Below are 13,591 nucleotides of genomic sequence, written 5' to 3'. Positions count from 1 at the left end.
CGCCGGAAGCGCCAGGCCCGCGCCGGCTCCGAGCAGTACCACGGCCGGCAGGACGTCCACGGCGTAGGTCACATGCACGGGAAGGCGGGCGAGCAGCACGAGCGCGGCCGCAGTGAACACCAGTCCAGACAGCAGGACGGTGCGCCCTCCGAACCGTGTCATCAGCCGGGCGGAGAACCCGAGTGAGATCACCGCGATCACGACGGGTCCGGGCAGGTAGGCGAGGCCGGTTTCGACGGCGCTGTATCCGTTGACCGCTTGCAGGTAGAGCGCGAGGAGGAACTGGAACCCGAACAGTGCGGCCACGAAGAGGATCTGAACGACGTTGGCTCCCCAGAGTTGACGTGACCGGAAGACGCGCAGTGGCAGCAATGGGCTGCTCGCCTTCACCTGGCGCAGGACGAACCCGGTGAGCAGGACGATCGACAGGGCGCCGACGCCGAGGGTGTGCATCGAGGCCCAGCCGCTTTCCTCGGCCTTGTTGATGGTGTAGACGAGCAGCATCAGGCCTCCGGTGACCAGGAACGCGCCCACCAGGTCGGCTCCCCCACCGAAGCCGAGCCCGTGGTCGGGCTCGAAGAGACGTACGGCCAGGGCCACGATGACGATCCCGATGGGGACGTTGATGAAGAAGATCGAATGCCAGCCGGCGGCCTGGGTGAGCGCACCACCCGCGATGACGCCGATCGAGCCTCCCGCCGCGGCCACGAAGCTGAAGACACCTATCGCCCTGGCCTGCTCGCGTGGTCCGGTGAACATCGTCACGATCATGCCCAAGGTCACGGCGCTGGCCATCGCGCCGCCGATGCCCTGGACGAACCTCCCGGCTATCAACAACTCCTGGCTGCCCGACAGGCCGCAGAGCAGCGATGCGGCGGTGAACACCGTCATGCCGCCGAGAAACATCCGCTTGCGGCCGATGAGGTCGCCGAGCCGTCCGGACAGGAGCAGTAGGCCACCGAACGCGATCATGTAGGCGTTGACGAGCCAGGCGAGGCCGGCCTGTGAAAAGTGCAGCCCCTTGCCGATGGTGGGCAACGCCACGGTGACGACGCTCCCGTCGAGGACGATCATCAGCGTCCCCGCGCAGAGCACATAGAGGGCCCACCAGCGCGTGCGGCCGGTACGAATGGTGCTCTCGACCACGAGTCGCCCCTTCCTAAGTGGATGACTTGTTACAGGGGCCATCATTTGTGACCATTAAGGTCGGCGGAAGAAGGCACATTCATGGTTCAGCGGAACATCGATGTATCAGAGCAGGTCAACGACTTGACGGCGTGCACGGTGCTACAGGTTCTCGAACGGGTCAGCGGCAAGTGGGCCATCGGGATCTTGATCGAGACCGCTCACGGGCCGGTGCGCTTCACAGAGCTGGAGCGGGCGGTCAAGGGCATCAGCCGCCGCATGCTGACACTCACCCTGCGCAATCTGGAGCGTGACGGCCTCCTCGTCAGGACCGTCTACCCGACGGTGCCGCCCAAGGTCGAGTACACCGCCACCGACATGGCACGGGAACTCTATGAGCTCCTGGTGCCGCTCACCTCGTGGGCGGAGCGGCACCGCGCCGCGATCGCCGATGCACGCGCCGCCTACGACCGCACCGCGCCATAGGCGACACCCACCTGCGGAACGCAAAAGAGCGGGGCGACGGAGTGACGTCTACTCGGAACCGGATGACCGCTGCGCCACCGGTGGCGCCACACACGCCACCTGGCCTGCGAAACAGCCGTTGAGAAGGTCACCGTCGGCAGCCCTCCGCAGCCGCCCACGGCGCCGGATGGGCATGCCAGTAGAGCGCAGAGGGACGCGACAAGCCCTCTTCCCCAGCCCACCCTGTTGCATCAGACGCAATGGTCCAATGCCATGAGCGCCGAGAGCGGTGGAGCCGAGTAACCGACTCCACCGCTCTGACCAGGATTTTCACACCTGGAGGGCGCTCAGTTCTAGCTGCAGCCGCTGGTCGAGCCGCAGCCCTCGCAGACGTAGCAGCTTCCGGCGGGGCGCATCTTGGTGCCGCAGGTCATGCAGAGCGGCGCGTCGGCCGTGAAGCGCTGGTGGCTCTCCAGCGTCAGCTCCTTGACCGCCGGCTGCTGCTCCGCCTCCGCCTTCGGCTTCTCCTCGATGGGCGCCGACTGGGCCAGCGCCTCGCGGTCAACCGTCTCCTGCAGCGCCGCCGGGTCCTCGCCGCGCTGCTGCGCGGCGCGCTCGGCCGCCGAGAAGATGCCCAGGGCCGCCCGCTCCTCGTAGGGGAGGTGGTCGAGGGCCAGGCGTCGGAAGATGTAGTCCATCACCGACGTCGCCATCCGGATGTCCGGGTCGTCCGTCATCCCCGCCGGCTCGAACCGCATGTTGACGAACTTGCTCATGTACGTCTCGAGCGGCACGCCGTACTGCAGGCCGATGGAGATCGCGACGGAGAAGGCGTCCATGACGCCCGCCAGCGTCGAGCCCTGCTTGGACATCTTGAGGAAGACCTCGCCGAGCCCGTCGTCAGGGTAGGACGAAGCGGTCATGTAGCCCTTGGCGCCGCCCACCGTGAAGCGGGTGGTCGTGCTCGGCCGCTGGTTGGGCATGCGCCGCCTAGTCGGCCGGTTGACCTCGATGACCTTGACCTCGGGCTCCTTGACCTCTTCCTTCTTGGCCTCGTCCTTCTTGGAGCCGTTGCCCACCGACAGCGGCTGGCCGACCTTACAGTTGTCGCGGTAGACGGCCAGAGCCTTGAGCCCCAGCTTCCAGCCCTCCTGGTAGACCTGCTCGATGTCGTCGATCGTGGCCGACTCGGGCAGGTTGACCGTCTTGGAGATGGCCCCGGACAGGAACGGCTGGGTGGCCGCCATCATGCGTACGTGGCCCATCGGCGCGATCGCCCGCTCGCCCATCGCGCAGTCGAACACCTCGTAGTGCTCCTGCCGCAGGCCCGGCGCGTCGACGACGTGGCCGTGCTCGGCGATGTACTCGACGATGGCCTCGATCTGCTCCTGCTGGTAGCCGAGCTGCTTGAGCGCCCTCGGGATCGTCTGGTTGACGATCTGCATCGAGCCGCCGCCGACGAGCTTCTTGAACTTGACCAGCGCCAGGTCCGGCTCGATGCCGGTGGTGTCGCAGTCCATCATCAGCCCGATGGTCCCCGTGGGGGCCAGCAGGCTGGCCTGGGCGTTGCGGTAGCCGTTCTTCTCGCCCAGCTTGAGGCACTCCGACCACTGGCGCGACGCCTCGGCGTGGACCTTCGCGTCCATGGAGCCGATCGTGCGCAGGTTGTCGTTGGCCGCCGCGTGCTTGCGCATGACGCGCTTGTGCGGCTCGGCGTTCCTGGCGTAACCGTCGTACGGCCCGACCACGCCGGCCAGCTCGGCGCTGCGGCGGTAGGACACGCCGGTCATCAGCGACGTGATCGCCGCCGCCACGGCGCGGCCGCCGTCGGAGTCGTAGGCGTGGCCCGTCGCCATGAGCAGCGCGCCGAGGTTGGCGTAGCCGATGCCGAGCTGCCGGTACGCCCGCGAGGTCTCACCGATCTTCTCGGTCGGGAAGTCCGCGAACGTGATCGAGATGTCCATCGCGGTGATGATCAGCTCGGTCAGCTTGACGAAGTTGGCGATGTCGAAGGAGTTGTCGTCCTTCAGGAACTTCAGCAGGTTGATGCTGGCCAGGTTGCAGGAGGAGTTGTCCAGGTGCACGTACTCGGAGCACGGGTTGCTGGCAGTGATCCGCCCCGTCTCCGGGGTGGTGTGCCAGTCGTTGATCGTGTCGTCGTACTGCACACCCGGGTCGGCGCACTCCCAGGCGGCCTTGGCCATCTTGCGGAAGAGCTCTCTGGCGTCGACCGTCTCGATGACCTCGCCGGTCAGGCGGGCGCGCAGGCCGAACTCGCCGCCCTTGTCCACCGCGCGCATGAACTCGTCGGAGACGCGCACGGAGTTGTTGGCGTTCTGGTACTGGACGGAGACGATGTCCTTGCCGCCCAGGTCCATGTCGAAACCGGCGTCACGCAGCGCGCGGACCTTGTCTTCCTCGCGCGCCTTGGTCTCGATGAACTCCTCGATGTCGGGGTGGTCGACGTCGAGCACGACCATCTTGGCCGCCCTGCGCGTGGCGCCGCCGGACTTGATCGTCCCCGCCGACGCGTCCGCGCCGCGCATGAAGCTCACCGGGCCGCTGGCCGTGCCGCCGCTCGACAGCAGCTCCTTGGACGAGCGGATGCGGGACAGGTTCACACCCGAGCCCGAGCCGCCCTTGAAGATCACACCCTCTTCCTTGTACCACTCGAGGATGGACTCCATCTGGTCGTCCACGGAGAGAATGAAACAAGCGCTTACCTGCTGGGGCGACTTGGTGCCCACGTTGAACCAGACCGGCGAGTTGAACGCGAAGACCTGGTGCGCCAGCGCGTGCTTCAGCTCGTGGTCGAAGATCTCGGCGTCCTCGTCGCTGGCGAAGTAGCCGTGCTCGATCCCCGTCTTGGTGTAGACGCCGACGACCCGGTCGATCAGCTGCTTCAGGCTCCACTCACGCTGCGGGGTGCCCACGGCGCCGCGGAAGTATTTGGTCGTCACGATGTTGGCCGCGTTCACCGACCAGGACTCGGGGAACTCGACTCCCCGCTGCTCAAAATTGACCGAGCCGTCGCGCCAGTTCGTCATGACGACGTCGCGGCGCTCCCACTGGATCTCGTCATACGGGTGCACGCCGGGCTTGGTGAAGATCCGCTTCATCTTCAGTCCCTTGCGCGGACGCTTGCCACCCCGCGCGACTGAACCGCTGGCCGTCTCCGTCATGACTCCCCCTTCTCCGCCTTCAACTGTGAGATCTCGGCCTCGAAGTCCGCCAGGCTCTCGAAACCGCGATACACCGATGCGAACCGCAGGTAGGCCACCTCGTCGAGGTCCCGCAGCGGGCCCAGGATGGCCAGGCCCACCTCGTTGGAGGGGATCTCGGCCGCGCCCTTGGCCCTGATGGCCTCCTCCACCCGCTGTCCGAGCTGCGCCAGTGAATCCTCACTTACCGGCCTGCCCTGACACGCCCGCCGCACGCCCGCGACGACCTTGTCCCTCGAGAACGGCTCCGTCACTCCGCTGCGCTTACTCACCATGAGCAGTACGGTCTCCTGCGTGGTGAACCTGCGCCCGCACTCGGGACAGGTGCGGCGACGCCTGATGGCCGCACCGTCGTCCGTGGAGCGACTGTCGATGACCCTGGTGTCAGGGTGGCGACAGAACGGACAGTGCACGCTTTCGCCCTCCTAGACCTACGGCCACCACACGCGCGAAACCGTCCTGACGGGACGCTCGCGCACGCCCCATAGCTGGCCATGGTGCGGTCACGAAAACACAAGGTGTGGTGAACTACATCGGTGTAACTACTAGATGTTGTGGTCCAACCGTAGAAGCGTGCGACCATGAACGCAAGTTGAGCGGCGGCATCAGAGTGAAGTCGCTGTTCAGCCCGCCGTCACCGCCCGGACTCGGGCGTGTCGCCGTCAGGGCTGATCTTTGTGCTGCTGGGGACGTCACATGAGTTGCGCACGGCCTCGTCCGTGAACAAACCTCACAACGCTATCCGACACCCTCCACTTCCACGAACGCCCGGCCACCGGAGTCCGTCGCCCGAGCGATCGACCGTAGGCGGAGATGTCACCCCCGGACGCAGAGGCGAGCGCCCCAGACGCAGAGGCGGGCGAGCACACCAGACGGCAGTGCCACCCCGAACTCAGAGGCGAGCGGTCGGCGTGAGGCCGCAATGCCGCCCCGGACAAGGGATGGCGATCCACCCAGGGGCCGATGCCCACCCCGCCCCAGAGATGTGGGCGATCCTCTCAAGGGGACGATGTGTCCCCGGACGCGGAGACGCGGACAATCAACCCAAGGCGGCCATCATGGCGCTCCAGGTGCAGAGGCACCCAACCGCAGGCCGCGCCCCACCTCGGAAACAGCGCCTGCCATCAACCCATGCGGCGATGCCACCCCGGCCCCAGAGGCGGGGGATCAGGCCTAAGGCGGCGGTGTCTGCCCGGGACGTAGAGGCGGGGGATCAGCCTAAGGCGGCGGTGTCGCCCGGGACGTAGAGCCTGGCGCCTGGGCGGATGAGTGAGTCGGGGAGGCCGTTCAGGCGCTTGATCTCCTCCACGACAGGGCCGGGATCGTCCCCTTGGGCGAGCGCCTCGGCGATATGCCACAACGTGTCACCCTCGCGCACTTCCACCCACGGCAAACCCGCATGGCTGGTCACGACGACCTGAACCGCCGCATTCCCGACCGCGCGCGTGCCGAGCCAGAACCCACCCAGCGACAGCAACGCCACCGCGATCACCAGTACGACCCGCCCGCGCCGGGTCAGCCGCAACGGTGGGGCGGACCGTCGGCGCACTCGCGCAACCGCCCGCCGCTCACGCCACCTGCCCCCCCGACGACCCCACCGACGGCTACTCCGTTTCCCGACGCCGACTACACGTCGAGGGCGCCCACGCCGCCTGACGCCTTCCTCCACACCCCTCGCGCCTTCCCGCGCACCGGAACCACCATCCCAGCCACCCCTGGCGACGCCACCCCGCCTACCCGAGACGCCATTCCGCCCAGTCGCCGCCGCACCTCCCCGCAAGCCTCGGACCACGCCTCCCCGCGTACCCGAACCGCCTTCCCCCGCAGTCGCCGCCGCGCCACCGCGAACGCCTCGGGCGACGCCACCCCGCGTACTCGAGACGCCATTGCGCGCAGTCGCCGCCGCACCTCCGCGCACGCCTCCCCGCGCACCCGAACCACCTTCCCCCGCAGTCGCCGCCGCACCTCCGCGCACGCCTCCCCGCGCACCCGAACCACCTTCCCCCGCAGTCGCCGCCGCACCTCCCCGTACGCCGCGGACCGCGCCTCCCCGTGCATCCGAAACACCTTCCCGCGCAGCACCTGTCGCCCTTGCCCGAGAAACTCCCGACCCGCCCCCTTTTGCGGCTGTCCGTGACCGCGTGTCGGTGGCAGGCGCCCGCGCCGTCCCTCGATCGCTCATCCCCATCCCCCGATCCGTGCCGGCACCACCCTTAGGGCGCCGTCTCCCCCCGTCCGCGCCAGATCCCCGGCCGGCGGCCGTTTCGTCGCCTGTGTCCGCACGGGCTCTTCCCCTGCCCGGCGGCACGGCCGCGTCGGCGACGGGACGCGGCGGCGGGACCAATCGCAAATGGGGCCTTCCCCCGCGACTCGAACGGGGCCCCAACCTCTTCCCTGAATTGCCGCGGAAACCGGCCTCAGTCCGCGTATTGTCTCGTCGATCGTTACTCTGCGTGGCATCGGCGATGAGTGTGAGTCGTTTGGCGTCTTGGCTGGTCATGTCCGCATTTGTGGGCGTTCGCATGGTTGACCTCCTGCCGTGCGGCCTGAGGGAAAGGCCAAATAAAGATCAGCAAATCGAACACGGTGTCGATCGAACTCCCGTACGATGTTGTACACCACGCTGGCGACAATTTCGAGGAAGACTCGAACAATTGTTTGAAGATGATCTTCAACAGCGATACGGTCGCTGTGTGCGACATCAGGACCACGGACCGGGAGGTTCGCCGGTGAGGCGGGCCGCCAGGCGAGGAGGAAAAGCATGAGCGAGCGGGATGGCGCGAACGGGGTTAGCGACCTCGCGGTGCGCCGGCGCGATTCCCTGGGCCTGACGCCCAGGCAGCGCAAGATCCTCGAAGTCATTCGCGACTCGGTGCAACAGCGTGGCTATCCGCCCTCCATGCGTGAGATCGGCGAGGCGGTTCAGCTGACCAGCACGTCGAGCGTGTCGCACCAGTTGACGGCGCTGCAGCGTAAGGGCTATCTGCGACGTGACCCGCACCGGCCGCGCGCGCTTGAGGTGCGCCTCCCGGGCGAGCCTGTGCTGTGGGTCGACCCTGACGCGAGCGATGAAGAGCCGACGATCAACCGTCCCACGGCGGCTTACGTCCCACTTGTCGGCCGCATCGCCGCCGGTGGCCCGATCCTGGCCGAGGAGAGCGTCGAAGACGTCTTCGCGCTGCCCAAGCAGCTCGTCGGCGAAGGCACGTTGTTCCTGCTGCAGGTCACCGGTGACTCGATGATCGAGGCCGCCATCGCCGACGGCGACTGGGTGGTCGTGCGCCAGCAGCCGGTGGCGGAGAGTGGTGACATCGTGGCCGCCATGATCGAGGGCGAGGCCACCGTCAAGACCTTCAAGCGCAAGGACGGCCACGTCTGGCTCGTCCCGCACAACGCCAACTACGAGCCTATTCCCGGCGACGAGGCCAGCGTCCTGGGCAAGGTCGTAGCGGTCCTGCGCCGGTTGTAACGGACCAGGGCTCGTTGGGGCCTCGGGCGCGCGTCACATCGCACGCGCCGCGTTCCGGCGCGCGCCAAAACACAAACTCCCGCGGGGTACGCCCTCGCGGGCATCTCCGTGTCGCCACCTGACGCCACACCATTGCGCCGACCTCGGCGTCCCACGATGTCGCATGGCCGCGCCGCGCCCTGACTTGACCACGCACATCACCGGCGCCCGCCTCAGGCTCAGCCTTCGCGTCCCACAAAGTCGCCTGGCTGCGCCGTGATCTGACAGCGCACATCACGGACGCCCGCCTCAGGCCCACCTCGGCGTCCTACAAAGTCGCCCGGCCGCGCCGCGACCTGACTTGGCGGCACCTCGCCGACGCAGGCTTTGGGCCCAGCCTCGGCGTCCACAAAATCGCCCGGCTGCGCCGCGACCTGACTTGGCGGCGCCTCACCGACGCCCACCTCGGGCTCGCCTCGGCGTCCCACGATGTCGCGCGACGACGGCCGGTCTCGCGGGCAAGGGCTCGCCCTCCCCCGACCGCCCGAGTCGCAGCCCGTATGCAGCGCTACCGGGAGGCGTACAGCTTGTGCGCGGCCGTGATCGCCTCGCCGGCGAAAGCGAGCACGTCGCGCCTGCGCTCGAACGGCGAGCCGTACAGGGAGCTGCGGGGCGTGCCGAAGTGCTCGCTCAGCCCGCTCACCGCGCTCGCGACCGTCGGCAGGGCGGTGTCCTCCTCGCGCAGGCGCAGCGCCTCGTCCACCACGCGGTGCCAGCACTCGGGGAACGCCTCCAGCGCGTACCGCCCGGCTCCGGACTTGGAGGTGATCTCACCGGTCGCCAGCGTGTAGTGCAGCCGGGCGACGCCCGTGACGACCCAGACCGTGCCGTAGCCGCCGAGGCAGGTCAGCCCCCAGGGGGAGGCCAGGTGGGAGGCCCGGTTCACCAGGCGCCGCCAGTAGCGGTCGAGGTTGCCGTCCGTCCAGGCGGCCAGGGCCGCCGGATCGTGCCAGATGTCCAGCTCATCCGGCTTGGGTCCACGGCAGGTGAGGCCGTGCCGGGCCAGCGTGTGCCAGGTGACCGGGTTGAGGCCGCCCCGGGGGTTGAGCTTTCCCGCGTGCGCCCGAGGGCGCGTCCCGAGCTCGGAGGGGTCCCGGCGGAGGTCGTCCCAGGTGAGGTAGCAGCCTTCGAACGGGTACGCGCCCAGCCTGGTGTGAATGCGCTCGAGCACCTCGAACGGCGGCTCGGCGGCCGTCACCGCGACGAAGTCCACGTCGCTCGTGCCGGGCCGGTAGTCGCCCAGCGCCGCGGAGCCTTCCAGGTAGAGACCCTCCACCAGCCCGGGAGCCTCCACGTCGGCCACCGACAGGTAGGTCTCGACAATGGCATCGATCTTGGGGTAGGGCGTCATGGCCGCCCAGCCTGCCACAATGGGGGTCGCCGCCTCATCACATTCAACAATCCTAGAATTGCGGGGTGAATGAGGCATATACCCCTGAAGACCTCAAAGCAATGCACGACGGGCTTAAGTGGGCGCAGGTCGCTCCGGGCGTCATCCCCGCCTGGGTGGCCGACATGGACCTGCCCACCGCCCCCGAGGTGATCGAGGCCCTCCAGCGCCGGGCCTCCGGAGACCTCGGCTACCCCACCTGGCTGGATCAGCCCACGGCCGGACCGCTGGCGGAGGCCTTCGCCGAACGCATGACGAACCGGTACGGCTGGCCGGCCGACCCCTCGCTCGTGCGCGCGTTCAGCGACGTCAACCAGGCGCTCCAGGTCTTCCTCCAAGTCTGGACCCGCCCTGGCGACGGTGTCGCCGTGCACACCCCGGCCTACCACCCGTTCCTGACGACGCTGAACGTGATGGAACGTCCCGTTCAGCCCATCAAGTTCGAGCCCGACGGGGACTCCTGGCGCTTCGAGGTGCCCGATCTGTCGGGCTGCCGGGTGCTCCTCCTCGTCAACCCGCACAACCCGACCGGGCGCGTCTTCACCCGCGAGGAGCTGACCGCGCTGGCCGAGCAGGCCGAACGCCACGACCTGCTGGTCATCGCGGACGAGATCCACGCGGACCTCACCTACGAGCCGCACCGGCACATCCCGTTCGCCACGATCCTCCCCGAACGCACCGTCACGCTGACGTCCGCCACGAAGGCGTTCAACCTGGGCGGCATCCGCTGCTCGGTCGCCCACGTGGGGCACCAAGGCGTCCGCAAGGACCTGGAGGCGCAACCGGCCTTCCTCTACGGCTCGGCGAACCTGTTCGGCGTGGAGGCCACGGTGGCGGCGTGGCGGCACGGGGACGCCTGGCTGGAGTCCACCCGTGCCCTGCTGGACCGCAACCGCCGCACGATCGCCTCCCGTCTGCCCTCGACCGTCGGCTACCGGATCCCGGAGGCGACGTACCTGGCGTGGCTGCACGTGGGCCGGCCGGGGATGGCGGAGGTGTACGAGCGGGAGGCCAGGGTGCTCCTGTCCGACGGCTCGATCTACGGGCCCGGCGGTGAGGATTACGTCCGCCTGAACTTCGCCACGACGGAGGCGATCCTCACCGAGATACTCGACCGTCTGACCCGCGTGGTCTGACACACGGCCACGCCCTCCGCGAGGTCAGGGAAGGGGCGGGAGGTCGGGCGGGGCGGCAGCGGGGTGCTGCTCCAAGGCGGCCAGAGCCAGCTCGATCGCCTTGTCGAGCTGCGGATCCCGCCCCGCCACCCGGTCCTGGGGCGTGATCACCACCTCGACGTCCGGCTCGACGCCGTGGTTCTCCACGCCCCATCCCTGGCCCTCGATCCAGAACGAGTAACGGGGCTGCGTGACCAGGGTCCCGTCCACCAGCGAGTACCGCGAGTCGATCCCGATCACGCCGCCCCACGTCCGGGTCCCCACCAGCGGCCCGATCTCGCGGTTCTTGATCCCGGCGCTGACGATGTCCCCGTCGGAGCCCGCGAACTCGTCCGTGATCGTCACGATCGGCCCCCGGGGCGAGTCCTCCGGGTAACGCATCGGCTCGTACCCGCGTGCCCGCGACCACCCGGTGACCTTGCGCGACAACTTCTCCAGCACGAGCTCCGACAGGTGCCCGCCGCCGTTCGCCCGCACGTCCACGACCAGCCCGTCGTAAGCCATCTCGGTACGCAGATCGCGGTGGAACTGCGCCCATCCCGACGCCACCATGTCGGGCACGTGCAGGTACCCGAGCCTGCCGCCGGACGCCTCCCGGACACGGGCTCGGCAACTCTCCACCTGGTCGTGGTAACGCAGCGGCATCTCGTCCGCGATCGGGGTCACCACGACGCGGCGCGGGTCCCCGCCTGAGGCGGGCCGCACGGTCAGCTCGATGGGCTGGTTCGCCGTGCCCGCCAGGAGCGCGAGCGGGCCGCGTACCGGATCCACCGGGCGTCCGCCCACCGCGACGATCGCGTCGCCGGGACGGACGGCCACCCCGGGCGCGAGCAGCGGCGAGCGGGCGGCGTGGTCGGAGGACTCGCCCGGCAGGATGCGCGCGACCCGCCACACGCCATCGTCGTCCCTGGCCAGGTCCGCGCCGAGCAGGCCCTGACGGCGGCGGGGATCGTGGCCACCGCTGCCGGCGGCGGCGTAGGCGTGCGAGGTGGCGAGCTCGCCCTGCGTCTCCCAGAGCACGTCGATCAGCTCCGAGTGGGCGCCGATGCGCTCCACCAGCGGCTCGTAGCGGTCGAGTACGGCCTGCCAGTCGACGCCGTTCATGTCCTCGCGCCAGAAGTGGTCGCGCATGAGACGGCCCGCCTCGTGGAAGCCCTGCCGCCACTCGGCGACGGGGTTGATCTGGACGGTGATCCGGTCGAGGTCGATGGTGACCGTCTCGTCGCCCTCGGTCGCGGCGCGGGTCTGCAGGCCGTTCTTGCCGTTGGTGACGAGCCGGCTGCCGTCGCCGCTCACCTCGAACGACCGCACCTCCCTGCCCAGCTCGGCCTTGGCGCGCTTCTTGAGGTCGTAACGCTCCAGCACGATCTCGTTGACGGACTCCGTGCCGTCGCCGAGCTGCCCCGCGAGCGGGTGACGCAGCCAGAGCAGGGCGTCCTTGGCGGTACGCAGGTTGCCGTAGCGGCCGGCGGACACGGGCACCGGCACGACGCGCGAGGAGAGCCCTTCAGGGTCGACCTCGGTACGCGGCGGCTCGTCACCCTTGTCGTCCTTCTTGTCGCCCTTGCCGGCCTTGTCGTCCTCGCCGTTGAACCCGCGGCCCAGCAGCGAGGGGTCGAAGGGCGACGGCGTGGTGGCCTGCAGAGGCACGATGTACGGCTTGCACCCGACGGGGAACGACAGGTCGAAGACGTGCGCGTCGTAAACCGGATCGAACGTCCGCACCGACAGGAACGCCAAATGTTTCCCGTCCTTGGTGAACACCGGGTCGTAGTCGGAGAACCGCACCGGCGTCACGTCGATCACCGACGTCCCGTCGACCCGCCCGATCTTGATCTGCGACAGCGGCTCGTGATGCGGGTGCACCCAGGCCAGCCAGGCCGAATCCGGCGAGAACGTCAGCCCGCTGACGTCTCCCTGCGTGGTCCTGTCGAGCTCCCGGACGTTTCCCGATTCGAGGTCGACCACCAGCAGCCGACCGTCGTGTGTGGCGGCGGCCACGTACTTGCCGTCGGGCGCGGCCTCGAGCTCGAGCACCCGCCCGAGCTGCCCGGTGGCCAGCGTCCTGATCTCGCCGCCTGGCGTGCCGATCTCCAGTCCGTCCTCCCCGCCGGCGTCCGACACCCACACGGCCCGCCCGTCCGCGTCGAGGACGCGCGGCAGGCGTACCCGGACGCCCGGCTGCACCCGCAGCGCGCCCGCGGGCCCGTCGCGGTGGGTCACCCAGTGCGCGGTCCCGCGGATTTCCACAGCGCTCGCCCGCCCGGTCGCGTCCGGCGAGAAGGAGCCGACCCGCATGGGCGCGGGGCGCTTGGCCCGCCCCGGACGCGGCCCGCCCAGCTTCACATCGAGCCGGTACGGCTCCGCGTCCAGGTTCTCCAGCAACCACAGGTCACCGGCGTGGCTGTAGATGACCCGCTCCCCGTCGCCTGCGGCGTGACGGGCGTAGAACTCGTCGTGCGAGCTGTGCCGGCGCAGGTCGGACCCGTCGGGCAGCGCGGAGTAGACGTTGCCGACGCCGTCGATGTCGGCCAGGAAGACGATCCTGTCCCCCACCCAGCTGACCGACCAGTACTGCGCTGCGCTGTCGGCGAACAGGCGGGCGAACTCGCCGTTCCCCTCGGCGTCGACCCAGATCTTGCCGGCCGTCCCACCCCGGTACCGCTTCCACTGGGACGGCTCGCGCCACAGCGCCGACACGGTCGCC

The 13,591-nt window shown here is 69.1% G+C and carries 9 protein-coding genes; 3 read left to right on the top strand and 6 right to left on the bottom strand.

The features are described 5' to 3' along the window. Window positions 1-1,146 (bottom strand): MFS transporter (locus AB0J09_RS37500; protein ID WP_360701665.1); only part of this gene is annotated, 1,146 nt, incomplete at its 3' end. 81 nt (window positions 1,147-1,227) lie between these two features. Here AB0J09_RS37500 and AB0J09_RS37495 point away from each other — a divergent pair. Next, entirely contained in the window at window positions 1,228-1,611 is a 384-nt protein-coding gene (locus AB0J09_RS37495) for a helix-turn-helix domain-containing protein (protein WP_360701662.1), read from the top strand. 332 nt (window positions 1,612-1,943) lie between these two features. Here AB0J09_RS37495 and AB0J09_RS37490 read toward each other — a convergent pair whose 3' ends face one another. The 3 genes from AB0J09_RS37490 to AB0J09_RS37480 form a co-directional block, all read right to left on the bottom strand. Then, entirely contained in the window at window positions 1,944-4,772 is a 2,829-nt protein-coding gene (locus AB0J09_RS37490) for a vitamin B12-dependent ribonucleotide reductase (protein ID WP_360701659.1), read from the bottom strand. After that, window positions 4,769-5,224 carry a transcriptional regulator NrdR gene (gene nrdR / locus AB0J09_RS37485; protein ID WP_111183346.1) on the bottom strand — a complete coding sequence of 152 codons (456 nt, stop codon included), beginning with the start codon at window positions 5,222-5,224 and terminating at the stop codon, window positions 4,769-4,771. Before nrdR ends, AB0J09_RS37490 begins: the two co-directional genes overlap by 4 nt. 800 nt (window positions 5,225-6,024) lie before the next feature. Next, window positions 6,025-6,336, bottom strand: a complete 312-nt coding sequence (locus AB0J09_RS37480) for a LysM peptidoglycan-binding domain-containing protein (RefSeq protein ID WP_360701656.1) — start codon at window positions 6,334-6,336, stop codon at window positions 6,025-6,027. Between the two features lie 1,236 nt (window positions 6,337-7,572). Between AB0J09_RS37480 and lexA the strand changes: the two genes are divergently transcribed. Next, a complete protein-coding gene (gene lexA, locus AB0J09_RS37475; protein WP_360701653.1) occupies window positions 7,573-8,280 on the top strand; it encodes a transcriptional repressor LexA in 708 nt (235 codons plus the stop codon). Window positions 8,281-8,827: 547 nt separating this feature from the next. Here the strand turns inward: lexA and AB0J09_RS37470 are convergent. After that, the gene (locus AB0J09_RS37470; RefSeq protein WP_360701651.1) at window positions 8,828-9,670 is read right to left on the bottom strand and encodes an aminoglycoside adenylyltransferase domain-containing protein; all 843 of its coding nucleotides are present in this window, start codon (window positions 9,668-9,670) and stop codon (window positions 8,828-8,830) included. A 65-nt stretch (window positions 9,671-9,735) separates the two neighbouring features. On the opposite strand from AB0J09_RS37470, the gene AB0J09_RS37465 reads away from it, so the two are divergent. After that, window positions 9,736-10,845, top strand: coding sequence for an aminotransferase class I/II-fold pyridoxal phosphate-dependent enzyme (locus AB0J09_RS37465; protein WP_360701648.1), 1,110 nt, complete (start codon window positions 9,736-9,738; stop codon window positions 10,843-10,845). Between the two features lie 24 nt (window positions 10,846-10,869). On the opposite strand, the gene AB0J09_RS37460 is transcribed toward AB0J09_RS37465, so the two are convergent. Then, window positions 10,870-13,591, bottom strand: a 2,722-nt coding sequence (locus AB0J09_RS37460) for a PDZ domain-containing protein (protein ID WP_360701645.1), incomplete at its 5' end; no start/stop codon positions are given.

This window comes from Nonomuraea sp. NPDC049784, from assembly GCF_040659615.1.
Taxonomy (GTDB): domain Bacteria; phylum Actinomycetota; class Actinomycetes; order Streptosporangiales; family Streptosporangiaceae; genus Nonomuraea.
This window is presented reverse-complemented; position numbering and strand designations above follow the sequence as displayed.